Source organism: Pseudomonas sp. AK181 (assembly GCF_051122975.1).
Classification (GTDB): Bacteria; Pseudomonadota; Gammaproteobacteria; order Pseudomonadales; family Pseudomonadaceae; genus Aquipseudomonas; species Aquipseudomonas lactis.
The window spans coordinates 1,123,474-1,149,105 of the sequence record NZ_CP146348.1; the positions used below are offsets into that span (position 1 = coordinate 1,123,474).

Consider the following 25,632-nt stretch of genomic DNA (forward strand, 5'->3'; position numbering starts at 1 on the left):
TGCCAGTCAGGTTCGCTGACTGGCATTGAATCGCGCTTAAGGCCGCTTGCGCTCCACCGCCCGCAACAAATGCGTTGGCGGCGTCTCACAACTGATCTTGCGCCCCAGCAATGCCTCGATGGACGGCAACTGGTACGAGTCATCTTCGCCCGCAAAGCTGATCGACACACCTGCCGCCCCAGCACGCCCGGTACGGCCGATGCGGTGTACGTAGTCGTCCGGTACTTCCGGCAGGGTGAAGTTGATCACGTGGCTGATGCCGTCGATGTGAATACCACGACCGGCCACGTCGGTAGCCACCAGCACGCGGATCTTGCCTTCACGGAAGCCTTCCAGGGTCTTGATGCGCTTGTGCTGCGGCACGTCGCCCGACAGTTGCGCGGCGTTGACGCCGTCGCGCACCAGGCGTTCTTCGATGCGGCGCACTTCGTCCTTGCGGTTGGCGAACACCATCACGCGCTCCCAGCCGTTATCGTTGACCAGGTTGTAGAGCAGCTTGTACTTGTCGGCACCGGCGACGGCGTAGATATGCTGCTCGACGTTTTCGCTGGCGACGTTGAGTGCTTCGATCTCGACGATGGACGGATCTGTAGTCCACTGCTTGGCGAGGTTCATCACGTCTTCGGTGAAGGTCGCGGAGAACAGCAGGGTCTGGCGCTCGGTTTTCGGCGGGGTCTGGCGAATGATCTGGCGTACTTGTGGGATAAAGCCCATGTCGAGCATGCGGTCGGCTTCGTCCAGCACCATCACTTCGACCATGTCCAGGTGCACGTCGCCGCGCTGGTTGAAGTCGAGCAGGCGGCCCGGGGTGGCGACGAGGATGTCGCAATGGCGGGCTTCAAGGTGCTTGAGCTGCTTGTCGAAATCCATGCCGCCCACGAACGTCATGACGTTGAGGCCGGTGTACTTGGTCAGGTCAGCGGCGTCCTTGGCGATCTGCACCACCAGTTCACGGGTCGGCGCGATGATCAGCGCACGCGGTTCACCCATGTAGCGTTCTTTGGGCGGCGGCGTTTGCAGCAGTTGGGTGATGATCGAGATCAGGAACGCGGCGGTCTTGCCGGTGCCGGTCTGGGCGCGGCCGATGGCGTCTTTGCCCGCGAGGGTGAAGCCCAGCACTTGCGCCTGGATCGGCGTGCAGTACGGGAAACCCAGGTCCTGGATGGCGTGCATCAGTTCCGGGGCCAGTTTGAAATCGTGGAAGCGGGTCTTGCCTTCCTGGGGTTCGACGACGAAGTCTTCGAGCTTCCATGGGGCCACGGGCGGCTTGGGCGCACGTTCGCGACGGGGCTTGGCCACAGGCGTCGGGGCGGGCTCGGCAGGCTTTACCTGTTCAGGCGGCGTCACCGTGGTTGTGTTCGGTGAGGCGGCGGGCGCGTTCCGGCCGGGCTGTTGACCGTCATTGCGGTTGCCGGGCTTGGGGGCAGGTGCACTGGGAACAGGCGCGAGCGGCTCAGCCTCGCTTTTGCCGAACATCTTCTTGAGTGCTTTGAGCACGGTCATCTCATTAATTGATTAAGGAATGTACGCCGGCCAGTGTAATGCAAGAATCGGGCGCGGCGTAGTGCGTCTGTCATACGGCTACATAAACACGGGGTTCAGCGCAGGCGTTCAGTCAGCCAGGCGCCTATGTCGTGTATCTCTTGGGGTAACACTTCGTGGCCCATTGGGTATTCCTGCCATGTCACGGTGACACCATGGCCCTTCAAATGCTCGTAGGCGCTGCGGCCCATGGCGTTCTGCACCACTTCGTCGTACTGGCCATGCAGGCACAGCGTGGGGATGCGTTGCTGGCTGGCGGATAATTGCAGGTCATTATCGAAGGTGGGCGCATAGGTGGAGAGGGCGATCACACCGCCCAAGGGCCCCTCCCATTTCTTGAACGCGGTGTGGAAAACCACGGCGCCGCCTTGAGAAAAACCGGCGAGGAAAATTCGCGAAGTGTCTATTCCGGTTCTCTGTTGTGTCTCGATCAGGTCTGTGACCATTTTTGCCGACGTTTCCAGTTCTTCCAGGCTGATCGAACGGGCCGGGCTCATGGCCTTGATGTCGTACCAGCTCGGCATCTCGTAGCCGCCATTAATCGTCACCGGGCGCGTGGGGGCCTGGGGCAAAACAAAGCGGGTGCTCAGCAAGGTTTCCTGCAGGGCTTCGGCCACCGGCATGAAGTCGTAGCGATCGGCGCCCAGGCCATGCAGCCAGATAACGCAGGCATCTGCGGGCTTGGCAGGCTGAAGAATCAAGGGTTCGGTCATGTTTGCTCCATAGATGTGCGGGTGCTCCGATTAGGTGCGTCGGAACGGTGCGCGACAGGTTGATCTGTTAAGAGAATGTCGCAAGGCTGAATCTTTTGCCATTGAAGCGCAGTTGCAGCCGCTCGGCCAAGACTCTGGTACGCGCCTTGCTATGTGTAGCTCGATGTCAGAACTCTCCTAGGACGGTAACACTATCAGTGAGTGCCGCTCGTGGGAAAGCACCTGGAATTACCGCAAAAACCTCATGCTGCTTGGCCCCAAAAAAAACCAACACGGGTCGATATCGCCTCATAAGGGTGCGCTGAGGTTGGAGCTCCGACACAACAAGAGCAATTGGAGGTTTGTAATGAAGGTATTGAAATCCACCCTGGCTATCGTCACTGCGGCGGCTGTACTGGGTGTCAGTGGTTTTGCCCAGGCGGGCGCCACCCTGGACGCCGTGCAGAAGAAAGGCTTTGTGCAGTGCGGTGTGAGTGACGGCCTGCCGGGTTTCTCGGTGCCGGATGCCAGCGGCAAGATCCTCGGGATCGACGCTGACTATTGCCGCGCAGTGGCGGCTGCCGTGTTTGGCGATGCCACCAAGGTCAAGTTCAGCCAGTTGAACGCCAAGGAGCGTTTCACCGCGCTTCAGTCGGGCGAAGTCGACATCCTGTCGCGCAACACCACCATGACCAGTTCCCGCGACGCGGGCATGGGCCTGAAATTCCCGGGCTTCATTACCTACTACGACGGCATCGGCTTTCTGGTGAACAACAAGCTGGGCGTCAAGAGCGCCAAGGAACTGGACGGTGCAACCATCTGCATCCAGGCCGGTACCACCACCGAGCTGAACGTTTCCGACTACTTCCGCGCCAACAACCTCAAATACACCCCGATCACCTTCGACACCTCCGATGAAAGCGCCAAGTCGCTGGAGTCCGGGCGTTGCGACGTACTGACGTCCGACAAGTCCCAGCTGTTCGCCCAGCGCAGCAAGCTGGCCTCGCCGAAAGACTACGTGGTGCTGCCGGAAACCATTTCCAAGGAGCCCCTGGGCCCGGTCGTGCGTAATGGCGACGACGAGTGGCTGGCCATCGTGCGCTGGGTGGGCTACGCCATGCTCAACGCGGAAGAGGCCGGTGTGACCTCCAAAAACGTCGAAGCTGAAGCCAAGTCCACCAAGAACCCGGACGTTGCGCGTCTGCTCGGTGCCGACGGCGAATACGGCAAAGACCTGAAAGTGAAGAAGGACTGGGTAGTACAGATCGTCAAGCAAGTGGGTAACTACGGCGAGATGTTCGAACGCAACCTGGGCAAGAGCACGCCGCTGGAAATCGACCGTGGCCTGAACGCCCTGTGGAACAACGGCGGCATTCAATACGCACCCCCTGTGCGCTGATCGCTGATGGTTCTGTCACCCGGTAGGCCAACTGCCGGGTGATGTTCTGTTCCATTATTTTCGGGGCACTTCATGCAAAATCAAATCGGCGCACCCAAGCAGAAGCTCAGCTTCAGCGACCCCAAAGTGCGTGCGTGGCTGTTCCAGATCATCACGATCGTGGCGGTGGTCTCGCTGGGCTGGTACCTGTTCCATAACACCCAGACCAACCTGCAACACCGGGGCATCACCTCGGGTTTCGACTTTCTTGAGCGCAGTGCCGGCTTCGGCATCGCGCAGCACTTGATCGACTACACCGAATCGGACAGCTATGCCCGGGTGTTTGTGATCGGGCTGCTCAATACCTTGCTGGTGACCGTGATCGGTGTAGTCCTGGCAACACTGCTCGGCTTCATCATCGGCGTGGCGCGCTTGTCGCCCAACTGGATGATCAACAAGCTGGCGACGGTGTACGTGGAGGTATTCCGCAACATTCCGCCGCTGCTGCAAATCCTGTTCTGGTACTTCGCGGTGTTCCTGACCATGCCTGGGCCGCGCAACAGCCATAACTTCGGTGACACCTTCTTTGTCAGCAGCCGTGGCCTGAACATGCCGGCTGCGCTGGCGTCCGATGGGTTCTGGCCGTTTGTCGCCAGCCTGGTGGTCGCCATCGTTGCCATCGTGCTGATGACCCGCTGGGCCAACAAGCGCTTTGAAGCGACGGGGGTTCCTTTCCATAAATTCTGGGCAGGCCTGGCGCTGCTGGTGGTAATCCCGACGCTGTGCGTGTTGCTCTTCGGCACGCCGCTGCATTGGGAAATGCCCAAGCTTGCTGGCTTCAACTTCGTCGGCGGCTGGGTGCTGATCCCGGAACTGCTGGCGTTGACCTTGGCGCTGACGGTGTACACGGCAGCGTTTATTGCCGAGATCGTGCGCTCGGGCATCAAGTCCGTCAGCCATGGCCAGACCGAAGCGGCACGCTCACTGGGCCTGCGCCCGGGGCCGACGCTGCGCAAGGTCATCATCCCGCAAGCGTTGCGCGTGATCATTCCACCGCTGACCAGCCAATACCTGAACCTGGCGAAAAACTCGTCGTTGGCCGCCGGTATCGGTTATCCGGAAATGGTTTCGCTGTTTGCCGGCACGGTGCTCAACCAGACCGGCCAGGCCATTGAAGTCATTGCCATCACCATGAGCGTGTACCTGGCGATCAGCATCAGCATTTCCCTGCTGATGAACTGGTACAACAAGCGCATTGCGCTGATCGAGCGGTGAGGACACACCCATGACTACGCATACGTTCAAACCTGACATGCCACCGCCGAGCAAAGTCTTCGGGCCGGTGGCCTGGATGCGCGCCAACTTGTTCTCGAGCTGGCTCAATACACTGCTGACCTTGCTGGCGATCTACCTGGTGTACCTGGTGGTGCCGCCGATCCTGCACTGGGCCATCCTCGATGCCAACTGGGTGGGCACCACCCGCGCCGACTGCACCAAGGAGGGCGCTTGCTGGGTGTTTATCCAACAGCGCTTCGGCCAGTTCATGTATGGCTATTACCCCGTCGACCTGCGCTGGCGCGTGGACATGACGGTATGGCTGGCCATCGTGGGCGTGGCGCCGTTGTTCATCTCGCGTTTCCCACGCAAGGCGATCTACGGCCTGGGCTTTCTGGTGTTGTACCCGATCATCGCCTACTGCTTGCTGCACGGCGGCGTGTTCGGCCTGAGCAACGTGGCGACCAGCCAATGGGGCGGCCTGATGCTCACCCTGGTGATCGCCACTGTCGGCATTGCCGGCGCCTTGCCGCTGGGCATTGTGCTGGCGCTGGGACGGCGTTCGAATATGCCGGCCATTCGGGTGGTCTGCGTGACCTTCATCGAGTTCTGGCGCGGCGTGCCGTTGATCACCGTGCTGTTCATGTCGTCGGTGATGCTGCCGCTGTTCCTGCCCGAGGGCATGAACTTCGACAAGCTGCTGCGGGCGCTGATCGGTGTGATCCTGTTCCAGTCGGCCTATGTGGCCGAAGTGGTGCGCGGTGGTCTGCAGGCGATTCCCAAGGGGCAATACGAAGCCGCTGCGGCGATGGGCCTGGGCTACTGGCGCAGCATGGGCCTGGTGATTTTGCCGCAGGCCTTGAAGTTGGTGATCCCTGGGATCGTCAACACCTTCATTGCCCTGTTCAAGGACACCAGCCTTGTGATCATTATCGGCCTGTTCGACTTGCTCAACAGCGTCAAGCAAGCCGCCGCCGACCCCAAATGGCTGGGCATGGCCACTGAAGGCTACGTGTTCGCCGCTTTGGTGTTCTGGATTTTCTGTTTTGGTATGTCGCGCTATTCCATGCATCTGGAACGCAAGCTCGACACTGGCCACAAGCGTTAGGAGTTTTTTGATGAGCGAAGCAATCAAACAGCCTGTGAGCCCTGAAGGCATTATCCAGATGCAGGGCGTCAACAAGTGGTACGGCCAGTTCCATGTGTTGAAAGACATCAACCTCAACGTCAAGCAGGGCGAGCGCATCGTGCTGTGCGGCCCGTCGGGCTCGGGCAAGTCCACCACCATCCGCTGCCTCAACCGCCTGGAAGAACACCAGCAAGGCCGCATCGTGGTCGATGGGGTGGAACTGACCAACGACCTCAAGCAGATCGAAGCGATCCGCCGTGAAGTCGGCATGGTGTTCCAGCACTTCAACCTGTTCCCGCATTTGACCATCCTGCAAAACTGCACGCTGGCGCCGATGTGGGTGCGCAAGATGCCCAAGCGCAAGGCCGAGGAAATCGCCATGCATTACCTGGAGCGTGTGCGCATTCCGGAGCAGGCCCACAAGTTTCCGGGGCAGCTTTCAGGTGGACAGCAACAGCGCGTGGCGATCGCCCGCGCGCTGTGCATGAAGCCAAAAATCATGCTGTTCGATGAGCCGACATCGGCGCTGGACCCGGAAATGGTGAAAGAGGTACTGGACACCATGATCGGCCTGGCCGAAGACGGCATGACCATGTTGTGCGTGACCCACGAAATGGGCTTCGCCCGCACCGTGGCCAACCGCGTGATCTTCATGGACAAGGGCGAGATCGTCGAGCAGGCGGCGCCGAATGACTTCTTTGATAACCCGCAGAATGAGCGGACCCGGTTGTTCTTGAGCCAGATATTGCATTGATCGACGTTTGAAAAAATAAACCCGGCCTGGTGCCGGGTTTGTTTTTTGCCCTCAGTCAGGGCGTTGTCACGATCTCGTGTTCTTTGTGGGTTGTATGCGTGGTGTTACGCATATCTGCACCCTCACTCAAGGTTTTTGCATCAACGAGCAGATGCGGGTGACGATCAAGCAAGCGCATAAGCACGACGAGGGATTTTGGCGCCAGCAGCTCACCGCGTTCGTAACGTGAAAGTGCGTTATGTCCGCCGCCGGACAGCAGTTGCACAGTGTCCTTTTGGGAAAGATGCAATTTGCGACGAATGCGCTTTATCTCATTACCGATCATCCGTCTGAAGCTGTAGACCATCTCATCACAATGATCTGAATAGCGGTCCGCGTCTTCAGGGTCAAAGATCACCTCACCACACCCTTGGCACTCCCAGCCTGAAAGGTTGTCGATTCGGCGGTGCAATCCTTTGACTTCCGATGTTTCGCTGCGACCCGAAAAATGCCGCATTCCGTCATGCTGGCCGCAGCTGAAGCACTGTTCTGTTTTCATAGGTTACTCTCCTTGAAGGAGATCACCGGAGGTTTACCGTCCGTGCGGTACGTCACCTTGATGTAGATCTCCAGGCCATGTGAGTGAATGTGATAAACGTCTTGCCAGACGCGGTGGTCGCCATAACTTGTCATGGATTTAAACAGCATCTTGCTCGTTAGCTTGTAAACAACCTCCTGCATTTGCGTAATGCTCAGATCGAGCTATTCCCCGCAGTTGCGTGCTGTTTTGGTAAAAGCCTGCTTTCCAAGCCGTCTGACATCCGCCTTGATCAAGGCCAAATCGTAATGAGGTATGTACTTTTCCATAAGACACCTGGGTCCAATAATTACCCTCTGAGGGTAATTTTACCAATCGAAAATACTGCTCCTTTTCCTGCCTAAGAACCCTAGTGCGTTGCCTTTGTAGGCAACTCCGAATAGCCTGTAGGAAAATTCATCCTATGATTGGACGAAAGCGCAAATCCCATGACAGACATCGCCCCGCTGATCAAACGCTCTCTGGTTGACCAGGCCCTGGAGCAACTGCGCCTGCGCATCTCCCAGGGTGTGTGGGCCATCGGCGAGCGCCTGCCCACCGAGCCCGAGTTGTCCGCCGAGCTGGGGATCAGCCGGAACACCGTGCGTGAAGCCATGCGTGTATTGGCCTTCTCGGGCTTGATCGAAATTCGCCAGGGCGATGGCAGTTACCTGCGCTCGATGACCGACCCGCTGGGCACGATGCGGGCGCTGTCCCATTGCACGTTGGAGCAGGCGCAGGAGACGCGCCAGATTCTGGAAGTGGAGGCCATCGGCCTGGCGGCATTGCGTCGTACCGAAGCGGACCTTGCGGCATTGCGCAAGGCGCTCGCTCTGAGCGCCGAGCGTTATCACGGTGATCTGGAGGCCTATATCAGCGCCGACCTGGTGTTCCACCAGCACGTGGTGGATGCGGCGCACAACCCGGCTTTGAGCGAGCTGTACCACTACTTCTCCGCTATTGTCGGCGCGCAGCTGCGCCAGACTCTGAACCGCTCACCGCGACGCCAGGCGGTGTTCGACCTGCATGGAGCGCTGCTCGATGCGGTGGAACAACAAGACCCGGACCGCGCCAAATCCCTCTGCCGGCAGTTGATCAATGAACCCTGAAGCCCCACGCAAGACCGAACTCGAAGAACTGTTGATCGACGCCGAAGCTGACGACGACAGCGTGCAGCAGGCGCCACCGAGCGTGGTTCGGCCATGGCTGTTGTTGCTGGGCCTGGTGTTGGTGGCCTTGAACCTTCGCCCAGCCTTGTCGAGCCTGTCGCCGTTACTGGCAGAGGTTTCGGGCAGTTTGGGCTTGTCCGCCGCCAAGGCCGGTTTGCTGACCACCTTGCCGGTGCTGTGCCTGGGCCTGTTTGCACCCACCGCGCCGATACTGGCACGACGTTTCGGCGCCGAGCGCGTGGTGCTCGGTATCCTGCTGACCCTGGCCGCCGGGATCATCCTGCGCAGTTCGTTCGGTGAGGTGGGGCTGTTCCTCGGTAGCCTGGTTGCCGGGGCGAGCATTGGCATCATCGGCGTGTTGCTGCCGGGTATCGTCAAGCGCGATTTTGCCAGGCAAGCCGGCGCCATGACCGGTGTCTACACCATGGCGTTGTGCTTGGGCGCCGCCATGGCGGCCGGTGCCTCCGTGCCACTGAGCCACGCCTTTGGCGACAGTTGGAAGATCGGCCTGGGCTTCTGGATCCTGCCGGCCCTGCTGGCGGCCCTGGTCTGGTTACCCCAGGTTGGGCAGAAGCACGGCGCCCATCGTGTGGCCTATCGTGTGAAGGGTTTGCTGCGCGATCCCCTGGCCTGGCAGGTCACCCTGTACATGGGCCTGCAATCGTCCCTGGCCTACATCGTGTTCGGCTGGTTGCCGTCGATCCTGATCGGCCGTGGCCTGAGCGCGACCGAAGCCGGGTTGGCGCTGTCGGGCTCGATCATCGTGCAACTGCTCAGCTCCCTGGCCGCACCGTGGCTGGCGACGCGCGGCAAGGACCAGCGCCTGGCGATTGTGGTGGTGATGCTGCTGACCCTCGGCGGGCTGTTCGGTTGCCTGTATGCACCGCTGGAGGGCCTATGGGGTTGGGCGATTTTGCTCGGCCTGGGGCAGGGCGGCACCTTCAGCCTGGCACTGACCTTGATCGTGTTGCGCTCGCGCGATTCCCATGTGGCGGCCAACCTGTCGAGCATGGCCCAGGGCATCGGTTACACCCTGGCGTCGATGGGCCCGTTCGCGGTCGGCCTGGTGCATGACTGGACCGGCGGCTGGACGGCTATTGGCTGGATCTTCGCCGTGATCGGCCTGGGTGCCATCGTGGCCGGCCTGGGCGCCGGGCGTGCGCGCTATGTGCAGGTCACCAGCGAGAAGGTCTAGAGATACACCACTTCCAGCGTGGCCGAGCCATCGAGCGCAGTTTCCACGCTCAGGTCCAGGTTCTGGCGGGCATTGATCACGGTCTGCACCGTGACATTGCCCCCCAGGGTACCGATGGCCGTGGGCCCACTGACGCTGCCCTCCACGTCGGTAAAGCCCAGGTAGCTTCGCGAGCCAATATCGATGGGGTTGAGATTGGAGGTGCGCCATGCCAGGCCACCGGTGGTGGACTCGGTGCCATAGACCTGCGCGGTGTTGTTGGCCTGGGTTTGCCGCGGGTCGAAGGTCATGGAGTAAACCCCCAGGCGGTTGCCGCTGCTATCAAACCCCAGCCCGTAGTAAATCTCGCTGTTGACCATGGCCGAGCCGTCGCGGTTGTCGCGCATGCGAAGGGCGTAGCGGACGGGGCCATTGCAGGCGATGCCGACATGCAGCGTCTTCAAGGGCAGGCGCGTGGCGGTCTCCAGGTTCAGGTCTTGCTGGGCAATCTTGCCGTAGTCGATCAGGCCACCGCTGGAAAGCTGCGGCAAGCAGGCGGCGGGGACGATCAGGCCGTGGACGCTCAGGTCTACCGTCGAGGCGGCCAGCACCGAGGGCGCGCAGGCCAGCGACAACAGGCTAAAAAGGATGCGGGTTTTCATGGGAGGGACTCCTTTCAGGGGGCTCAGGGGTAGACGATTTCGAGCGTGCCGGAACCGTTGATGTGCACCACGTCACGCAAGTCCAGGGTTTGCATCGGCGCCAGGTAAGTCTTGATGCGCATCGTGCCGGTCAGGGTCTGCAGGGCGACCGGCCCTGTGGTGACGCCGGTTTTGTCGGTAAAGCCCATGATGCTGTTGGCCGCCATGGGGATCTGCCGCGCGGTGGAACTGCTCCATGCCACGCCATTGCTGGTGGAGTCGGTGCGGTACAAGGTGGGAAAGGCATCGGCGCTGAATTCGGCCGGGTCGATGGTGAGGTAAAAGCGCCCGATCTTGTTGCGGCTGGCGTCCAGGTCCAGTCCGTAGGCCGTTTCATCGGTGCCGCCCGTGGCCGAACCGTCGCGGTTGTCCTTCATGCGCAGGGCGAAGCGGATGGGCGCGTCGCAGGTCACGTTCAGGCGCAAGGTGCGGGTGGGCAGCGGTGTTTCAGTGCTGGCGTTGAGGTCTTTGGCGTACAGGGTGCCGTAGTCCACCACGCCTTGGTCGGACAAGCTCGGCAGGCAGGCGATAGGCGCGAAGTGCGCACGCAGTGTCAGTTCCCGATAGCGCCCGTGGCGCGGGCCGTACAACATGCCCGCGACTTCCCAGGTGGTCGCATCGCGTACTTGGGTGGCGGCAGGGTCGGCCCAGGCGCGCAGGGTCAATTGCAGCGCCAGGGTTTTTCCGCTGAGCACCACGCCCCGTTCCACCGGTGCAATGCCGTGGTCGGGTCGCCATTGCATGACGCTGCCGCTGGATACGGGCGCCTGCCCCACGGCGGGCAGCACACCCAGCTCCACCGCGCGGCCGTCGAGCAGCGCATTCCCGACTTCAATGGCGTAGCTGCCGTGCTCGGTAAACTGCCAGCGCTGTGGGTTGGCAGCTTGCGCCTGGTAGAACAGGCTGAGGTCTTCGGCCTGGGGGCAACTGACGGTCACACTCAGCCGCCGCTCGCCGAGCAGGCGTTGCGGTGCGCTGTCGTTCTGGGCCAGGCGGCTCATCAGGCCCAAATCCAGCAAGGGTTCACTGACGTTCAGTTGGCATTCTTCAAAGGCCTGGGCTGTGCCGGCGGCGCCGATCAACAGCCCCAGGCACAGTTGACGCAAACAGCTTGCAAGGGGCATGGCGGGAATCCTCAAGGTGCATGACAGCGTGCGGGGGCGGTTTCGAAGTACACCGAGGGGTCGGCTTTTTCCGGCAGCGAATAACGCAATTGGCAACGACTGCCCTGGGGCGTAGTTATCCACAGCGTCGATTGGCCCAGCACATTGGGTAGAAACACCTGGCTGCCTTCCTGCACCAGGGTGATGAACTCGCCCTCGGCACTGCTGACCGAGGCGCCCGCCGGCAGCGGCGCGCCCTGGTCGGTGCTGACGGTGAGCAGCAGGCGGCGGGTCAGGCCGACACCGAACTCGACGCGGTCCACGGCGCCACGGCCGGCCGAAATCATGGCCAGGCCATTGTTGATATCGGCATTGCGCGGCAATGAACGCGTTTGCACTTCCACCGGGCTGCGCCCGTAGGCGGCGACCTGCGGCACCACGGCCTGGCCTTGCCAGTCGGTCCACACCGGGCCGCTGGGCGTGCTGAGCTTGATGCCGCTCATGTCGCCGACCGACACCAGCGCGAAGGTGTCGCGCACCGGGTAGGGGGAAAAGGTCACGCCGTCGCCATGCAGCACCACACCGCCGCGCGCACCGCCTTGATAGCTGGAACGCTCGGCGTCGGAGCGGCTGTAACTGACATCCAGCTGGCTGTAGCGTGGCAGCGCGGAGATGCCCAGGGTGGTTTCCACTTGATGGTCGCTGCTGTCGTGTTCGGCGCTGACGCGGTAGCTGAGTTGGTCGTCGATTTGTTCAGTGAGGCCCAGGCCGGTGCGGTTCTCACCGCCGGAATTGCGTACCCAACTGCGCAGCCGGCGACTCTCGCCCAGCGGTACGCTGATATTCAGGTACACCGCGTTGTCCTGCTGCTGGCGGCCGCCCATTTGCCACTCGGCACTGGCCGACAACGACACCGCACCGATGCTCGTGCCCCAGGAGGCCAGCGCCCGGCTGCTGCTGTCGCCGGCAAAGTTGGCCGAGCGCGAAACCCCGGCGCTGAACGCACCCAGACGTGGATGGGACCAGCCCAGGTTGAGGCTTTGCTGGTCGCGGTAGCGCGAATCCCGGTTGTTGTCGTCGCGCGCGTAAGTGCTTTCTTCAAGTTCGCGATAGCCGATGCTGCGCCAGGAATTGGCGGCGCTGATCGACCACTGCTCACCCAGGCGCTGGGACCACGACAGATCGGTCTGCACGCCGGAGACTTTTTCTTGCGCCTGGCTGTTGGACACTTGCGTGGACAGTTGGATCTGGCTGTCCAGCCACGGCAACCAGCCCAGGCTGGCGCCCACCGAACGGTATTGACTGGCCGCCAGCACGCCCGTGCTTAAGGTCAATTGCGGGTGCAGGGCGCCGGTCCAGCCGCCACTGACTACCCACGGATCCTCGCCTTTGGCATCGCCCACATTACGCACTCGGCCCGCTGCCACGGAGTAACCCGGGGCTGGCAACCCGAGCCCGAGCATGGCCGCTGGCACGGTGAAGCGCCGTTCACTGCCGACGCTCTCCTTGACCGTGACTTCAACGTCCGAGCGCGTGTTCAAGCGACGCACATCGGTGAGGGTAAAGGGCCCGGCGGGCACCACGGTGGAATGAATCAACGCGCCGTTCTGGCGAACCTCTACCTGGGCCGGGCTGTTGGCGATGCCCTGGATCAGCGCGCCCTGGCCCTGTTCTTGAAGGGCGTGCTCGGTGAGCACTTGCACGCCGGTAATCTGCGCGCCGGACAGCACCGGGTTGTACAGGTTGATTTGCCCGGCTTGCAGCACCGCCTGGTGGCTGGCGAAGGTACGTTGGGCATACGCTTCCAAATGGGTGCTGCGTGACAGGCCATCCTGCCAGGTCTGCACCTGGCGGCTGCGCACGATCCAGTCGCCGGCATTGAACCCCACCTCGGTATTGGCCGAGCCAAACCGGCTGGCGTCATCGCCGAAGCGGTTGTAGAAGCCGCTGAGGTCGTAGTTGAGCAGGCCGGCAAACCCGCCGGTTTCGTAGCCGGAGATATCCTGCTGCACGGGGCGCAGGGCATCGGTGGGCACCACCAGCGACACCGTCAGTGTCGCCGGGTCTGGTTCCACCAGGGTTTGCGGGTAGCGCGCAAGAAAATCATCGCAGCCCTGGACTTCACCGGGCGGCAGCAGATTGGCGGCGTCCAGCAAAGCGTGGTCAAAGCACAGATTGCCTTGCTGATCGAAGTTCACCGCCAGCCGGCCACGGCGCTGGCCGTTGACGCGCAGGTTGACGGTGTGTTGCCCGGCCGCGTAACGCGGTGCGGAGAGCAACAGGCTGGCCAGCTGTGGGTCGATACCACGTTGTTGCAAGGTCTGGGCATCGAAGCCGGACGGGCTGGAATCTTCAGCGCACACCTTGGCCGGTATGAGCGCACACAGCAGCAACACCAGCGCCAAGGCAGGGCTGGCAGAGGGATCGGGCACGGCTTCGCCGTCACGGTAACTCAATACTGTTTTCACGCAAGGTACTCGAGTAGTGAACGCACAGGCCTTGTGGGCCGGGCGTTCTGGTGACGATCAATAAGCCGTCACTTCATTACTCAGGCGGCGCAGGGTGGTACGCCGCCTGGGGTGTTCCGTCAGAAGCTGATCGGTGCGTCGTAAGCCTTGACCGCAAACCCGTACACCGTGGCCGGCTGCAGCCTGACTGTCTTGGCCTGGCTGCTGCTGGCTGGCACGCTCAAGGCTTCGCCGGGCAGCACATAGGTGCGTGGCAGCAGGGCCTTGCCGTCACCGGGCAGCAGTAACAACTCCTGCGCCAGGCGCACCACGTACGGCGTGTCGTTGCGCACCTGTAACTGGCCGTCGCGCAGTGTCCAGGTCAGGTCGGTCCAGGGCGTACGGTTGGGCGCCAGGCCCTTGGGGTGCACGATCACCGGCAGGTTCTGGCGCACGGTCACGCCCACGCGGGCATGCCCGGCGGCTGTGGCGGCGCGGCCCTGGGGCATGCCTTCGAACACCGCGCGTTTAAGCCGCTGGGTCAGTAACGGTTGCTGGTTTTGCAGAATGAAACGCACCAGCTGGGATTTGGAGGCTTCCACCCGTGAAAGAGGCGGTGTCACCACCAATAGCGGTTCGGTGTCTTCCGGGATGTCCTGCAAGGTCACGTGCAACAGGGCGAGTTGGCTGTCGGTGTTGGTCACCGACACGGACGCTTCGCCTTCGGCCTCGTGCACGATCACCACGGAGGTGTCCGGGACCATGCCGTCGGCTTTAACCTGGCCGCCGAGCATCAAGAGCAAGGCAATCAGGCCGATAGCGGTGTTTGAGAATGTCGTCGTCATGACGGGTTTCCATTTAGCCAATAAAGAGGGGCGGTCAGAGGTAGCGCAGGTCCAGGACGATGGCGCCGTCGAGCGGGACTTCCTGGTCCAGGGTCAGGTACTGGGAAAAGTTGATGGCGGTGCTCACCTGAACCTGGACGGTCAGTTGGCCGATGAAGTCCGGTTGGCGCTCCCCGACTGGCGCAAAGGCCATATAGGCCCGTGGGTAGGCATTGGGCTCCTGTGACCAGGTTTCACCGTTGTCGCTGGACGCCATTACCTGCATGGCCTGCGCATCGCCCACCGCGTTGCGATAGGCCAACGCCACAGAACCCAGGCGTTCTTCGGGGACATGGATGTTCCTGCCCAGCCCGTAGAAATAATCGGGGGCCGACGAGGAGTCGGCGCGATTATCCAGGCCCACCAACGCAAACAGCATGGGCCTGGCGCACTGCACACGTAGGTCGAGCGTCTGGATGGGCAGCACGGTGAACTCGTCGGCGTTGAGGCTGTGGGCAGGAATCTTGCCGTGATCGACGGTGCCGTCATTGGTCAGCTCGATATGGCAGGCGTCCGGGGTTACCCGGCCCGTCACCGTGAGGTCGACGGCCGAAGCCCCGTGGGCATCGGTCATCGCGGCCAGGCCAAGCACGATGGCCAGGTTTCGCCCCCATGCCATCAGCACGGGCAACGCCAGACGCCGCCCATGCCTGCCACTATTCAAGGACTGGGCGGCCATGGGTCAGAGGTACTTCACTTCGAGGGTGGCGGAGCCGTCGATGGTGACTTCGTTGCTCAAGTCCAGGCCATCGGCACGGTTGATGATGGTGAGTACTTCCAGATCGACGCTCAAATCCTTGATCGGCAGCGGCTGGGTGTCGTCATCCATCGAAGCTGCCGCCATGTACATGCTCGGCTCCCAGAATTTATCGGGGTACCAGGAGTTGCCCTGATCCATCGATGCGATGGGTTGGACTTCAAGGCCACCGTCTGCAAGCGCTTTGCGCCAAGTGAGGGAAAAGTGACCCAGCTTCTGGGTCTCGTTTATGAAGCCCAGACCGAAGTCCGTTGAAAGACCTGAGCCCGCCCGGTTATCGATGGGGTGCAGGGCAAACTGGATAGGCGCATCGCAGTTGACGGTCATCGACAGGGTATGTACGCCAATCGCCGTTGCCCTGTCCGGGTTCAGATCCTTGGCGGAGATCTTGCCATGGTCGATCACGCCCCCACCGGACAGGCTCGGCGTACAGGCGCTGGGTACGATCAGGCCCTTGACGGTCAGGTCCACACTCGACGCGGCGAAGGTAGTGGCCGAGTGGAGCAGCAGGGCGCTGGCGGCCAGGGTGGTCAATCGGGTTTTCATCGGGAGGCTCCTCAGAGGTAATTGACTTGCACAGTGGCGTGGCCGTCGATGGGCACTTCGTCGGTCAGCGTCAGGTTGCTGGCGGGGGCGATGTGGGTAATCAGGCGTATCTCGGCGTCCAGCTCCTGGACCGCAATCGGCGCCAGGCCGTCGCTGTCGGCGACTGCGGTCAACAAGGTATGGCTGAGCATCACCGAGGGAATCCAGGTCACGCCGCCATCCCGGGAGGTGATGGTGCGTACCGGGATGCCATCGGCCACCGGGCTATACAGGCCAAGCCCGGCATCGCCGACTTTTTCATCACTGGGCGTCATGCCCAGGCCGTGCCAGCTGAAGTGGCTGGCGGCAGTGCCCGCACGGTTGTCGATGGTGTTCAGGGTAAAAATGGTCGGCCCTTCGCAACGCACACTCAGCAGCATGGTTTCCCTGGGCAGGTCGGTGTAGGTGTCGGCATTGAGGTCTTTGACCGACACCTTGCCGAAGTCAACGGTGCCGCCGCCGGAGACCACGGGGGCGCAGGCGCTGGGGGTGATGACCCCTTTGACGGTCAGGTCCTGGCTACTGACGGCCCATACCGGGCCGGCGCCGATCAGCAACAATGTCGCGGTGAGGGTAGTGAGGGGGCTAACCATGGGTCACGTCCTGTGGGTGAGTGGGCGGTTACAGGTATTTCACTTCAAGGGTGGCGGAGCCGTTGATCGGGACTTCTGTGCTCAGGTCCATGCCGGCCGTGGGGGCGATAAGGGTTTGCACCATCAGGTCTGCCGTGACCTGCTGGACCGGGGAGGGTGCCCAACTGCCGGAGGAGCGATCGCCAAACGAGGCGAGGTAGGTGATGGGCCAGGCGTCGCCCGCAAAGCTCTCCCGCCAGGTGAGGCCGTTATCGGACGACTCGATCACGTTGATTGCCGCGCCGTCCGCCACCGGATTGCCGAGCGCCAGGCTGTAGCCCCCCAATTTTTTACCGCTGACCAGGCCCAGGCCGTAGGTGTTCATGGGGTCATGGGCGTCACCCTTGTTGTCGGTGCCCTTGAGGGCCAGCAGGGTTGGTGCATCGCAGTCGATCGACAGTTGCAGGGTGTGGTTGCCGAGCAACGTCCAGCTGTCCTGTTTCAAATCCTTGGCCGCGACTTTGCCGTGGTCAATAATGCCGCCGCTGGAAAGGCCGGGTGCACAGGCGCTGGGCGTGATCAGGCCCTTGACGGTCAGGTCGACGCTGCTGGCGGCGAACACGGCGTTGGACAGGGCGAGCAGCAGGGCACCGCCCAGCAGGGGCATGCAGGTTTTCATGTGGGAGGCGTCCATTTACAGGTACTTGACTTCAAAGGTCGCGGAACCGTCGATCGTCACTTCGTCGGTCAATGTGAGGTCTTTTGCGGGATTAATCGTCGTTTCGAGCGTGACATCCATGACCGCGTCCTTGATAGGGTGAGGCGCCCAACCGCTGTCACCCCGACTGCCCAGCGCCACCAGTACGTGGGGGCCAATGACTTCGTCAGACAGCAGCGTCACCCAGAACCCGTCAGCGTCGTACATGGCCAACATGGTGGAGGGGGTTTCGGCCACCGGGTTGGTGACCGCCAGCAGATACCGCCCCAGCTTCTGGTTTTCATTGGTCATGCCCAGGCCAAAGTAAGACCTGTTAACCGCAGAGCCGGCTCGATTGTCGATGGGTTGGATGGCAAACAGCGTTGCCGCATCGCAGTTCACGCTCAGTGGCAGGGTCTTGCGCTCAAGCGCGGTGCTGGTGTCGATATTCAGGTCTTTTGCCGCGATTTTTCCGAAGTCGACATCACCTGGCAGGCTCGGCGTACAAGCGCTGGGCGTGATCAACCCTTTGACGCTCAGGTCGACACTGCTGGCGGCAAACACCGAGGATGTCATGGCGAGCAGCAGGGCACTGCTCAACAGGGATACAGGGGTTTTCATTTTCAATTGTTCCATTGCAGTCTGGCAGATAGAGACGCGTACAGGTCAGCGCTCGGCCCTGTGTGGGCGAGGGGGTGGCGTGGTGGCGTTCTCACTGTTTTTTTGCGTTGCCGGGAAGTGGCAAGCCGTCCCTCTTTTGGGGTGGGCACAATTTAGCGAGGGGGCTGTGAGGGGGAAATACAACTAATACGACATTGGCGGGTTGTGGTGTAAGCGAAGTGCGGGACGGTAGCTTTTAGCGGCGTTTTTCGTAGTTGTTGTATCGGCGTAAAGCCATTCAAAAGGTTATAGGTTGAAGGTCGATAACAATCAAAAGGGTGTGCCTGGCAGTGCTGTATCAGTGCCCCCGGATGGCTGCCGAACTAATAACCACAAAGAGGTACTGATGGGTTCGCCAGGAGGTTCAACCGCAGGAGCGAGCCGGACAGTCAAACCGCCTTTTTCTCCCCCGCCTCATTGGCAGTACTTGAATGTTCTGGTCGTGGAGGATCATTCAGCCTATCGCCTGTCGCTGGGTTGGCTCCTGCAAAAACTGGGGCTCGGACACGCGTTGGCCACCGATGGCTTCATGGGGTTGGACGCCTTTACCAGTAGGCCCTTCGACCTGGTGATCAGTGATTGCCGCATGCCCTTCATGGACGGTTACAGCATGACTCGTGCGATTCGCCAGCATGAGCGCGAGCAGGGGTTGAAGCGGGTGCCCATCATTGCTCTGACCGCCAACTTGCAAAACGACAGCCCCCAACGTTGCCGCAAGGCCGGCATGGATGCCTGGCTGCTCAAACCCCTGACCCTTGAACAACTGCACGCCGTACTGGTGCGCTGGTTGCCCGGCGGGGAGGGCCGTTATGTCGAGCCATACGCTGCTGCTGGGGTGGCGAACTGGCCCACCCGTGCCACGCTTGTGACCACGTTTGGCAGCGACCTGGTCGTCGACCAGTTGCTGGAAACCCTGTTGATGGAGGCCTGGGAAGACCAGCGGGTGTTGCGTCATGCCCGTGTGACGTTGAACGCGCCATTGACCGCCGAGCGTCTGCATCGGCTGGTGGGCAGCCTGGTATTTCTGGGCGGCACGGGGTTGGAATCCAGTGCCGTGAGCTTGATCGAGCAGGTTCAGGCCGAGGGTGTCGCTACGCACAAGGCGCAACTGGAAGTATTTGAAGCACGGCTGTGCGCTTATCTGGAGTATCTGTCTGAGTTGTGAAGAATGCTGTTGCAGAGCGTTTTGCCTGGTCGTTGGTCCAAGTTTGGCTGTAGGTATTTTCCTATTGTGTTGTAGTCCAAAAATCAGCCACTACTGAACATTGGGTTCGGCCGCAAGCGCCTCTTTGTTAGCAGTTGTTGATGATCGCAGGCAGAGGTATTTTGCGCGGATTCAAGTTGCCATCATTCGTGGGTGCCTATGCTTCGAGTAATTATTGCTGACGATCACCCTATTGTCCGGGTCGGGCAAAAAGTCGTGATCGAGGCGAATGGCAGATGCAAAGTGGTCGGCGAAGCCGACGGTCCCGATCAGTTACTCGGCGTGCTCAGTCGCACGCCGTGCGACGTGCTGGTCACGGACTTCGCCATGCCAGGCGGCCAGCAGGCCGATGGCTACTGCCTGTTGGGCCTGTTGCAGCGCCAGTATCCGCAGTTGCCGGTGATACTGGTCACCATGTTCGCCAACGTCGCCACGTTACGCGCAGCCTTTGCCCACGGTGCCAGGGCAGTGGTCGCCAAAAGTGCTTCGGCCAAGGAGCTGCCCTTGGCGATCAAGGCGGTATGTGCTGGTCAGACCTTCGCCAGCGAATGCCTGCGGGTACAACTGGTGGAAGCCGGCACTGGCGATCAATCCCAGGAGCCGCAGTTGTCCGGCAAGGAACGCGAGGTGGTGCGCATGCTGGCCAGCGGCATGACCGTCAGCCAGATTGCAGCCCAGGTCAACCGCAGCATCTCCACCATCAGCAAGCAGAAAAGCACGGCGATGCAGCGCTTGAGTATTTCCACTGACGTTGATTTGTTCGCCTATGCCCGCAGTACCGGGATAGCGCCGTAGCGCGCTTATTTGCGTGGCGAATGACAGTAGCCATGACGGCCTGGGCGGCTTATCGTGCGCCTACTCTTTTGACGTCCGCGGAGCCTGCCCATGAGTGATGCCCATAACGCCCTGATCAACCACTTCTATAGCGCCTTCCAGCGCCTGGATGCCGAGGCCATGGTCGCCTGCTACAGCGATGACGTGGTGTTCAGCGACCCGGCCTTTGGTGAACTGCGAGGCCGTGACGCAGGGGACATGTGGCGCATGCTTACCACCCGTGCCAAGGACTTTTCGTTGACCTTCGACCAGGTGCGCAGCGACGAGCGCACCGGCAGTGCGCATTGGGTGGCCACCTACCTGTTCAGTGCGACCGGCAATACGGTGGTCAACGATATCCAGGCGCGTTTTGTGTTGCGCGACGGCAAGATCTGCGAGCACCACGACCACTTCGACCTGTGGCGCTGGTCGCGCCAGGCGTTGGGCACCAAGGGCCTGCTGTTGGGCTGGACGCCGCTGGTACGCAACGCCGTGCGTGCCCAGGCGAACAAAGGCCTGAAGGCATTCCAGGCCAGTCGTTGATAAACTGCGCGCCCCTTTGCCTTGCCGAACCTGTCCGTGACTACGCCTGAACCCAAGCCCTGGTATGTCTACCTGGTGCGCGCCGCCAATGGCGCGCTGTATTGCGGCATCAGCAACGACCCGGTGCGCCGGTTTGCCTCGCACCAAAGCGGCAAGGGCGCGCGGTTTTTTCTGTCCAGCCCGGCAGTGGCGCTGGTGTACACCGAGCAGTGCGCGAGCAAGGGTGAGGCGCTGCGTCAGGAACGCCTGATCAAAAAGTTGAAGAAGAGCGCCAAGGAGTGTCTGGCCGCAAATGGCTCATCACTCTGACTGATAGGTTCCCATCACGCAGCCAGGACCGTTTGCGCGGTAATCTGCTCGCTCATTCGCCAAGCGGAAACCCGTATGTCTGAGCTCATCCTGCACCATTACCCGACCTCACCCTTTGCGGAAAAAGCGCGGCTGTTGCTGGGCTTCAAAGGCCTGTCCTGGCATTCCGTACACATCTCGCCGGTGATGCCCAAGCCCGACCTGACGGCCTTGACCGGCGGCTACCGCAAAACTCCGGTGCTGCAGGTGGGGGCGGATATCTATTGCGACACCGCCCTGATCGCTCGCCGCCTGGAGCAGGAAAAGTCCTCGCCGGCCCTGTTTCCGCTGGGCCAGGAAATGATCACCCAAACCTTCGCCACCTGGGCCGACAGCGTGGTATTCGCCCATGCCGTCAGCCTGGTGTTCCAGCCCGAATCGGTGGCGGTGCGCTTTGGCAAGTTACCGCCCGAGGCCATCAAGGCCTTTATCGCTGACCGCGCCGCGCTGTTCAGTGGCGGCACGGCGAGCAAGCTGCCGGCTGAACTGGCCAAGCATCAATGGCCGACGATCATGGCGCGGTTGGAGCAACAGTTGCAGCGGGAGTCCGGCGACTTCCTGTTCGGCGCGCCGTCGATTGCCGACTTTGCCCTGGCCCACTCGCTGTGGTTTCTCAAGGCCACGCCGGTCACCGCGCCGCTGGTGGATGCCTACCCGGCCGTGCTGGCCTGGCTGGGGCGCGTGCTGGGTTTTGGTCATGGAACCGCCAGCCAGATGACCGCAGAGCAGGCCTTGGACATCGCCCGCAACGCTACGCCGGCACCCTTGCCGGATGAGGTGTTCGAGGATTTGAACGGCTTTAAGGTGGGTCAGGAGGTGACCATTGCGGCTATTGACTATGGTGTTGATCCGGTGGCTGGCGAGTTGCTGTTCGCTGGGCGTGAAGAGCTGATCCTGCGTCGCACGGATGAGCGTGGTGGTACGGTGCATGTGCATTTTCCGCGCTGGGGGTTTCGCATCCAGGGCATCGCTGCCTGAAGGGTGAACGAATCACCCCTGTAGGCACTACGTGGCCAGTGTGGGAGCTGGCTTGCCTGCGATGGCGGCCTGAAAGCCGACACTGATCTACCTGACACACCACCATCCAAATGTGGGAGCTGGCTTGCCTGCGATGGCGGCCTGACAGTCGACATTGATCTACCTGACACACCAGCATCCAAATGTGGGAGCTGGCTTGCCTGCGAAGACGGCCTGACAGTCAACACAGTTGGACCGGGTACATATCCGTTATTTAGGTAACGGCCACTTAGGGTTCCGCTTTTACAGCGGGTCACTTTTGGAAAAGAGCCCCAAAAGTAACCAAAAGGGCTCTTGCCCCACCACTCGGCACCTCGCTTAGGCTCGGTGTGCCCGTAATCCGCCAGTGATTTGGGGGGCCGCCGCCACGCGCCATCCATGGCGCGGGGCGGCTAAACCGGCATCCCTGCCGGTTTACCCCCCAAATCCCTGTCGAATTCCGGCCAGCGTGGTTTGACGGGGCGCCTAAGATCAAAAGCAGATCAAGATCAAGAGCGGCTCGCTTCGCATCGTGGTTACCGTCTGCTGCTGTAGCCTAGAAAGTTGTGTAGACACCTATGCTGCGATAGAGGTGGCACCCAGATGCAGTAAATAAAAAATAATTGCCAGCAGAGGTGAGGTAAATCGTCGGCCCATCCGTGTAGTGCATGAAACTGCGATCAATTCGCATTAACAGCGTTTTCTACACGGGTGCTCACAGCATGAAATCGACGGCGGGCGGTTGGGTCAAACAGTGGCTGGGAGCCTCGGTATTCACGGTGTCTGGGCTGGCCTTGCTGCCTCTGGCCATGGCGCAGGCGCAGGAGCAGCACAGCGCCCAGTTCAATTTTGCCCTGGCGGCCAAGCCGTTGCCCCAGGCGTTGAGCGATTTCAGCCGGGTTACCGGGATCAGTGTGATCTACACCGACGAAGCGCCCTACGGCCTCAACGCCCCGGCGGTCAGCGGGCAGATGAGTGCGACCCAGGCCCTGCAACGTCTGCTGGGCCGTTCCGGCTTTACCTTTCGCCAGATCGACGCCCGTACTCTGGCACTGGAACCCGTGCTCACCGATGGCGCGGTCAACCTGGGCGCTACCACCATCAGCGGCATCGACTTGACCCAAGCCAGCACCAGCTACCAGCCACCGCCCACCAGTTCGGTGATGCGCTCCCGTGGCTTGCTGCTGGAAACCCCGCAAACCGTGAATGTGGTGCCCGCCCAAGTATTGCGCGATCAACAGCCGCGTAACCTGGATGACGCCCTGGGCAATATCAGTGGCATCACCCAGTCCAACACCCTCGGCAGCACCCAGGACGCGGTGATGCTGCGTGGCTTTGGCGATAACCGTAATGGCTCGATCATGAAGGACGGCATGCCCGTGGTGCAGGGCCGGGCGTTGAACGCCACCGCTGATCGCGTCGAAGTGCTCAAGGGGCCGTCGTCGCTGCTGTACGGCATCCAGGACCCGGGTGGCGTGGTCAATATCGTCAGCAAAAAGCCCGAACTGGTGCAGTCCACGGCCCTGACCGCGCGCGGTTCAACCTTCGGCAGCGGTAAGAACGGCAGCGGCGGCAACCTCGATACCACCGGGCCCCTCGGTGACAGCGGCTTGGCCTATCGTCTGATCGTGGATCATGAAGACGAAGACTACTGGCGCAACTACGGTACCCATCGCGAGACGCTGGTGGCGCCTTCCCTGGCCTGGTACGGCGATACCACCCAGGTGGTTGTCGCCTATGAACACCGCGAGTTTCTCTCGCCCTTTGACCGTGGCACTGCCATCGACCCCAAGACCCGCCACCCGCTGAACATCCCCGCGACCCGCCGCCTGGATGAGCCGTTCAACAATATGGAAGGGCGCTCCGACCTGTATCGCCTGACCGTCGACCACGATCTGAACGACGACTGGAAGGCCCACTTCGGCTACAGCTGGAACCGCGAAACCTACGACGCCAGCCAGGTGCGCGTGGTCAAGGTCAACCCCAACGGCACCTTGACCCGCAGCATGGATGGTACCCAGGGCGCGCTGACTACCGACCGTTTCGCAACCGCAAGCCTGGAAGGCAAAGTCGCGGTGGCCGGTATGCAACACGACCTGGTGTTCGGCCTGGACGACGAGTACCGCAAGATCTACCGTGCCGACCTGATCCGCCAGGCACCGCGCGGTGTCTTCAATTACAACAATCCGGTGTACGGCAACGAAGTGGCAGGCTCCAACGTCAGCGCGCCAGACAGCAACCAGACGGACCTGCTGCGCAGCGACTCGCTGTTCTTCCAGGATGCGATTCATCTCAACGACCAGTGGATACTGGTCGGTGGGGCGCGCTATCAGATGTACGATCAATACGCCGGCAAAGGCGTGCCGTTCACCGCCAACACCGATGGCAACGGCCAGAAATGGGTGCCACGGGCCGGCCTGGTGTACCGCTACACCGATGAACTGTCGTTCTACGGCAGCTACACCGAATCGTTCAAACCCAACTCCACCATTGCGCCACTGGCCAACAAAACCGTGCTGGATGGCAGCCTCGATCCTGAAGAGTCCAAGGCCTGGGAGCTGGGCACCAAGTTCGACCTGCCGGGGCGTATCACCGCCAGTGCGGCGTTGTTCAACATCGACAAACGCAACGTGCTGGTCCAGGTGGGCGAGGGGCTAACCTCGGTCTACAGCGTGGCGGGCAAGGTGCGCTCCCGTGGCCTGGAGCTGGATGCCAGCGGGCAATTGACCGACAAGTGGAGCCTGATCGGCAGCTATGCCTACACCGATGCCGAGGTCACCGACGACCCGACGCTCAAAGGCAAGCGCCTGCAGAATGTGGCGAAAAACACCGGCTCGCTGTCGGCGGTGTATGACTTCGGCACTATTTTGGGTGGCGATCAACTGCGGGTCGGCGCTGGTGCGCGCTATGTGGGCGAGCGGGCCGGAGATGCGGCCAACAGTTTTGAACTGCCGAGCTATACCGTGGCGGACGTATTTGCCAGCTACGACACGCAACTTGATGGGCAGAAAGTCAAGTTCCAGCTCAACGTGAAGAACCTGTTTGACCGCACCTATTACACCTCTTCGGTGAATACCCAGTTCGTGTCTATTGGCGATGCGCGGCAGGTGTCGGTTTCAAGCACGTTGACCTTCTGATTCCTTGTTGCTGGCATTCTTATGTGGGAGCTGGCTTGCCTGCGATGGTCCTAGGGATCTAACAACTCTGAAGCTATCGACTGTAACCACGATGCGAAGCGAGTAGCTCTTGATCTGCTCTTGATCTTGATCTCAAGCGCCCCGTTAAACCACGCTGGCCGGAATTCGACAGGGATTTGGGGGGTAAACCGGCAGGGATGCCGGTTTAGCCGCCCCGCGCCATGGATGGCGCGTGGCGGCGGCCCCCCAAATCACTGGCGGATTACGGGCACACCGAGCCTAGGCGAGGTGCCGAGTGGTGGGGCAAGAGCGTTTTGCTTACTTTTGCCTGGGCCGGCATTCCGGCTTTTCAAAAGTGAGCCGCTGTCAGAGCGGAACCCTAGGTGGCCGTTACCGCAGGAATGGATATGTACACGGTCCAACTGTGTTGACTGTTAGGCCGTCTTCGCAGGCAAGCCACACAGGAAAGCGGATAGCATTCAGTGCCCTCGCCACATTGATAGCGAGCTGTTAGCG

General features: G+C 61.3%; 24 protein-coding genes and 1 pseudogene. 12 read left to right on the plus strand and 13 right to left on the minus strand.

What is annotated here, in order from left to right; translation table 11 throughout:
- Positions 1-36: 36 nt before the first annotated feature.
- A complete protein-coding gene (gene rhlB, locus V8689_RS05355; RefSeq protein ID WP_056789786.1) occupies positions 37-1,503 on the minus strand; it encodes an ATP-dependent RNA helicase RhlB in 1,467 nt (488 codons plus the stop codon).
- A 95-nt stretch (positions 1,504-1,598) separates the two neighbouring features.
- Positions 1,599-2,255 (minus strand): alpha/beta hydrolase, encoded by a 657-nt coding sequence (locus V8689_RS05360; protein WP_060766182.1) that lies wholly within the window; start codon positions 2,253-2,255, stop codon positions 1,599-1,601.
- Positions 2,256-2,601: 346 nt separating this feature from the next.
- Here V8689_RS05360 and V8689_RS05365 point away from each other — a divergent pair, with 346 nt between their 5' ends.
- The 4 genes from V8689_RS05365 to V8689_RS05380 all read left to right on the plus strand — a co-directional run bounded on the left by V8689_RS05365 (position 2,602) and on the right by V8689_RS05380 (position 6,770).
- Positions 2,602-3,633, plus strand: a complete 1,032-nt coding sequence (locus V8689_RS05365) for an amino acid ABC transporter substrate-binding protein (RefSeq protein ID WP_044271982.1) — start codon at positions 2,602-2,604, stop codon at positions 3,631-3,633.
- A gap of 72 nt (positions 3,634-3,705) precedes the next feature.
- The gene (locus V8689_RS05370; RefSeq protein ID WP_056789790.1) at positions 3,706-4,887 is read left to right on the plus strand and encodes an amino acid ABC transporter permease; all 1,182 of its coding nucleotides are present in this window, start codon (positions 3,706-3,708) and stop codon (positions 4,885-4,887) included.
- 10 nt (positions 4,888-4,897) lie between these two features.
- Positions 4,898-5,995, plus strand: coding sequence for an amino acid ABC transporter permease (locus tag V8689_RS05375; protein WP_003188758.1), 1,098 nt, complete (start codon positions 4,898-4,900; stop codon positions 5,993-5,995).
- A 10-nt stretch (positions 5,996-6,005) separates the two neighbouring features.
- Positions 6,006-6,770, plus strand: coding sequence for an amino acid ABC transporter ATP-binding protein (locus V8689_RS05380; protein WP_003188759.1), 765 nt, complete (start codon positions 6,006-6,008; stop codon positions 6,768-6,770).
- A 55-nt stretch (positions 6,771-6,825) separates the two neighbouring features.
- Here V8689_RS05380 and V8689_RS05385 read toward each other — a convergent pair whose 3' ends face one another.
- Positions 6,826-7,308, minus strand: a complete 483-nt coding sequence (locus V8689_RS05385) for a type II toxin-antitoxin system MqsA family antitoxin (RefSeq protein WP_056789793.1) — start codon at positions 7,306-7,308, stop codon at positions 6,826-6,828.
- Positions 7,305-7,616, minus strand: a pseudogene (locus tag V8689_RS05390) (type II toxin-antitoxin system MqsR family toxin). The gene V8689_RS05385 and the pseudogene V8689_RS05390 overlap by 4 nt, the downstream one beginning before the upstream one ends.
- A gap of 159 nt (positions 7,617-7,775) precedes the next feature.
- Here V8689_RS05390 and V8689_RS05395 point away from each other — a divergent pair.
- Together V8689_RS05395 and V8689_RS05400 are read left to right on the plus strand one after the other, a co-directional pair.
- Complete coding sequence (locus V8689_RS05395; protein WP_056789796.1) at positions 7,776-8,435, plus strand: FadR/GntR family transcriptional regulator; 660 nt, start codon at positions 7,776-7,778, stop codon at positions 8,433-8,435.
- The gene (locus tag V8689_RS05400; RefSeq protein WP_056789799.1) at positions 8,425-9,690 is read left to right on the plus strand and encodes a CynX/NimT family MFS transporter; all 1,266 of its coding nucleotides are present in this window, start codon (positions 8,425-8,427) and stop codon (positions 9,688-9,690) included. The genes V8689_RS05395 and V8689_RS05400 overlap by 11 nt, the downstream gene beginning before the upstream one ends.
- Here the strand turns inward: V8689_RS05400 and V8689_RS05405 are convergent.
- The 9 genes from V8689_RS05405 to V8689_RS05445 form a co-directional block, all read right to left on the minus strand.
- The gene (locus tag V8689_RS05405; RefSeq protein WP_056789801.1) at positions 9,687-10,331 is read right to left on the minus strand and encodes a DUF1120 domain-containing protein; all 645 of its coding nucleotides are present in this window, start codon (positions 10,329-10,331) and stop codon (positions 9,687-9,689) included. The two genes, V8689_RS05400 and V8689_RS05405, sit on opposite strands and share 4 nt — an antisense overlap.
- Positions 10,332-10,354: 23 nt before the next feature.
- Positions 10,355-11,494 carry a DUF1120 domain-containing protein gene (locus V8689_RS05410; RefSeq protein WP_056789804.1) on the minus strand — a complete coding sequence of 380 codons (1,140 nt, stop codon included), beginning with the start codon at positions 11,492-11,494 and terminating at the stop codon, positions 10,355-10,357.
- Positions 11,495-11,505: 11 nt separating this feature from the next.
- On the minus strand, positions 11,506-13,941 hold the full coding sequence (locus V8689_RS05415; RefSeq protein WP_434520690.1) for a fimbria/pilus outer membrane usher protein: 2,436 nt from the start codon (positions 13,939-13,941) through the stop codon (positions 11,506-11,508).
- Positions 13,942-14,060: 119 nt separating this feature from the next.
- Entirely contained in the window at positions 14,061-14,765 is a 705-nt protein-coding gene (locus tag V8689_RS05420) for a fimbria/pilus chaperone family protein (protein WP_056789808.1), read from the minus strand.
- 34 nt (positions 14,766-14,799) lie between these two features.
- Positions 14,800-15,483, minus strand: coding sequence for a DUF1120 domain-containing protein (locus V8689_RS05425; protein WP_056789811.1), 684 nt, complete (start codon positions 15,481-15,483; stop codon positions 14,800-14,802).
- Between the two features lie 3 nt (positions 15,484-15,486).
- Positions 15,487-16,107, minus strand: coding sequence for a DUF1120 domain-containing protein (locus V8689_RS05430; protein WP_056789814.1), 621 nt, complete (start codon positions 16,105-16,107; stop codon positions 15,487-15,489).
- An 11-nt stretch (positions 16,108-16,118) separates the two neighbouring features.
- On the minus strand, positions 16,119-16,739 hold the full coding sequence (locus V8689_RS05435; RefSeq protein WP_056789819.1) for a DUF1120 domain-containing protein: 621 nt from the start codon (positions 16,737-16,739) through the stop codon (positions 16,119-16,121).
- Between the two features lie 28 nt (positions 16,740-16,767).
- On the minus strand, positions 16,768-17,397 hold the full coding sequence (locus tag V8689_RS05440) for a DUF1120 domain-containing protein (protein ID WP_056789822.1): 630 nt from the start codon (positions 17,395-17,397) through the stop codon (positions 16,768-16,770).
- A 15-nt stretch (positions 17,398-17,412) separates the two neighbouring features.
- A complete protein-coding gene (locus V8689_RS05445) occupies positions 17,413-18,036 on the minus strand; it encodes a DUF1120 domain-containing protein (protein WP_056789825.1) in 624 nt (207 codons plus the stop codon).
- A gap of 385 nt (positions 18,037-18,421) precedes the next feature.
- Between V8689_RS05445 and V8689_RS05450 the strand changes: the two genes are divergently transcribed.
- The 6 genes from V8689_RS05450 to V8689_RS05475 all read left to right on the plus strand — a co-directional run bounded on the left by V8689_RS05450 (position 18,422) and on the right by V8689_RS05475 (position 25,116).
- Positions 18,422-19,240 (plus strand): response regulator, encoded by an 819-nt coding sequence (locus V8689_RS05450; protein WP_056789829.1) that lies wholly within the window; start codon positions 18,422-18,424, stop codon positions 19,238-19,240.
- A gap of 198 nt (positions 19,241-19,438) precedes the next feature.
- Entirely contained in the window at positions 19,439-20,074 is a 636-nt protein-coding gene (locus tag V8689_RS05455) for a response regulator transcription factor (RefSeq protein ID WP_056789832.1), read from the plus strand.
- Positions 20,075-20,164: 90 nt separating this feature from the next.
- The gene (locus V8689_RS05460; protein ID WP_056789834.1) at positions 20,165-20,635 is read left to right on the plus strand and encodes a nuclear transport factor 2 family protein; all 471 of its coding nucleotides are present in this window, start codon (positions 20,165-20,167) and stop codon (positions 20,633-20,635) included.
- Between the two features lie 36 nt (positions 20,636-20,671).
- Complete coding sequence (locus tag V8689_RS05465; RefSeq protein WP_056790543.1) at positions 20,672-20,944, plus strand: GIY-YIG nuclease family protein; 273 nt, start codon at positions 20,672-20,674, stop codon at positions 20,942-20,944.
- Between the two features lie 75 nt (positions 20,945-21,019).
- Positions 21,020-21,961 (plus strand): glutathione S-transferase family protein, encoded by a 942-nt coding sequence (locus tag V8689_RS05470; RefSeq protein WP_056789838.1) that lies wholly within the window; start codon positions 21,020-21,022, stop codon positions 21,959-21,961.
- Between the two features lie 740 nt (positions 21,962-22,701).
- The gene (locus V8689_RS05475; protein WP_056789841.1) at positions 22,702-25,116 is read left to right on the plus strand and encodes a TonB-dependent siderophore receptor; all 2,415 of its coding nucleotides are present in this window, start codon (positions 22,702-22,704) and stop codon (positions 25,114-25,116) included.
- Positions 25,117-25,632 lie beyond the last annotated feature (516 nt).

Bases quoted from the DNA above. Each gene is read 5' to 3' on its own strand.
- V8689_RS05435 (WP_056789819.1), bottom strand. From the start codon at position 16,739: ATGGTTAGCCCCCTCACTACCCTCACCGCGACATTGTTGCTGATCGGC.
- V8689_RS05440 (WP_056789822.1), bottom strand. From the start codon at position 17,397: ATGAAAACCTGCATGCCCCTGCTGGGCGGTGCCCTGCTGCTCGCCCTG.
- V8689_RS05425 (WP_056789811.1), bottom strand. From the start codon at position 15,483: ATGGCCGCCCAGTCCTTGAATAGTGGCAGGCATGGGCGGCGTCTGGCG.
- V8689_RS05375 (WP_003188758.1), top strand. From the start codon at position 4,898: ATGACTACGCATACGTTCAAACCTGACATGCCACCGCCGAGCAAAGTC.
- V8689_RS05420 (WP_056789808.1), bottom strand. From the start codon at position 14,765: ATGACGACGACATTCTCAAACACCGCTATCGGCCTGATTGCCTTGCTC.
- V8689_RS05445 (WP_056789825.1), bottom strand. From the start codon at position 18,036: ATGAAAACCCCTGTATCCCTGTTGAGCAGTGCCCTGCTGCTCGCCATG.
- V8689_RS05455 (WP_056789832.1), top strand. From the start codon at position 19,439: ATGCTTCGAGTAATTATTGCTGACGATCACCCTATTGTCCGGGTCGGG.
- V8689_RS05385 (WP_056789793.1), bottom strand. From the start codon at position 7,308: ATGAAAACAGAACAGTGCTTCAGCTGCGGCCAGCATGACGGAATGCGG.
- V8689_RS05380 (WP_003188759.1), top strand. From the start codon at position 6,006: ATGAGCGAAGCAATCAAACAGCCTGTGAGCCCTGAAGGCATTATCCAG.
- V8689_RS05475 (WP_056789841.1), top strand. From the start codon at position 22,702: ATGAAATCGACGGCGGGCGGTTGGGTCAAACAGTGGCTGGGAGCCTCG.
- V8689_RS05450 (WP_056789829.1), top strand. From the start codon at position 18,422: ATGGGTTCGCCAGGAGGTTCAACCGCAGGAGCGAGCCGGACAGTCAAA.
- V8689_RS05410 (WP_056789804.1), bottom strand. From the start codon at position 11,494: ATGCCCCTTGCAAGCTGTTTGCGTCAACTGTGCCTGGGGCTGTTGATC.
- V8689_RS05405 (WP_056789801.1), bottom strand. From the start codon at position 10,331: ATGAAAACCCGCATCCTTTTTAGCCTGTTGTCGCTGGCCTGCGCGCCC.
- V8689_RS05395 (WP_056789796.1), top strand. From the start codon at position 7,776: ATGACAGACATCGCCCCGCTGATCAAACGCTCTCTGGTTGACCAGGCC.
- V8689_RS05365 (WP_044271982.1), top strand. From the start codon at position 2,602: ATGAAGGTATTGAAATCCACCCTGGCTATCGTCACTGCGGCGGCTGTA.
- rhlB (WP_056789786.1), bottom strand. From the start codon at position 1,503: ATGACCGTGCTCAAAGCACTCAAGAAGATGTTCGGCAAAAGCGAGGCT.
- V8689_RS05370 (WP_056789790.1), top strand. From the start codon at position 3,706: ATGCAAAATCAAATCGGCGCACCCAAGCAGAAGCTCAGCTTCAGCGAC.
- V8689_RS05460 (WP_056789834.1), top strand. From the start codon at position 20,165: ATGAGTGATGCCCATAACGCCCTGATCAACCACTTCTATAGCGCCTTC.
- V8689_RS05470 (WP_056789838.1), top strand. From the start codon at position 21,020: ATGTCTGAGCTCATCCTGCACCATTACCCGACCTCACCCTTTGCGGAA.
- V8689_RS05400 (WP_056789799.1), top strand. From the start codon at position 8,425: ATGAACCCTGAAGCCCCACGCAAGACCGAACTCGAAGAACTGTTGATC.
- V8689_RS05430 (WP_056789814.1), bottom strand. From the start codon at position 16,107: ATGAAAACCCGATTGACCACCCTGGCCGCCAGCGCCCTGCTGCTCCAC.
- V8689_RS05360 (WP_060766182.1), bottom strand. From the start codon at position 2,255: ATGACCGAACCCTTGATTCTTCAGCCTGCCAAGCCCGCAGATGCCTGC.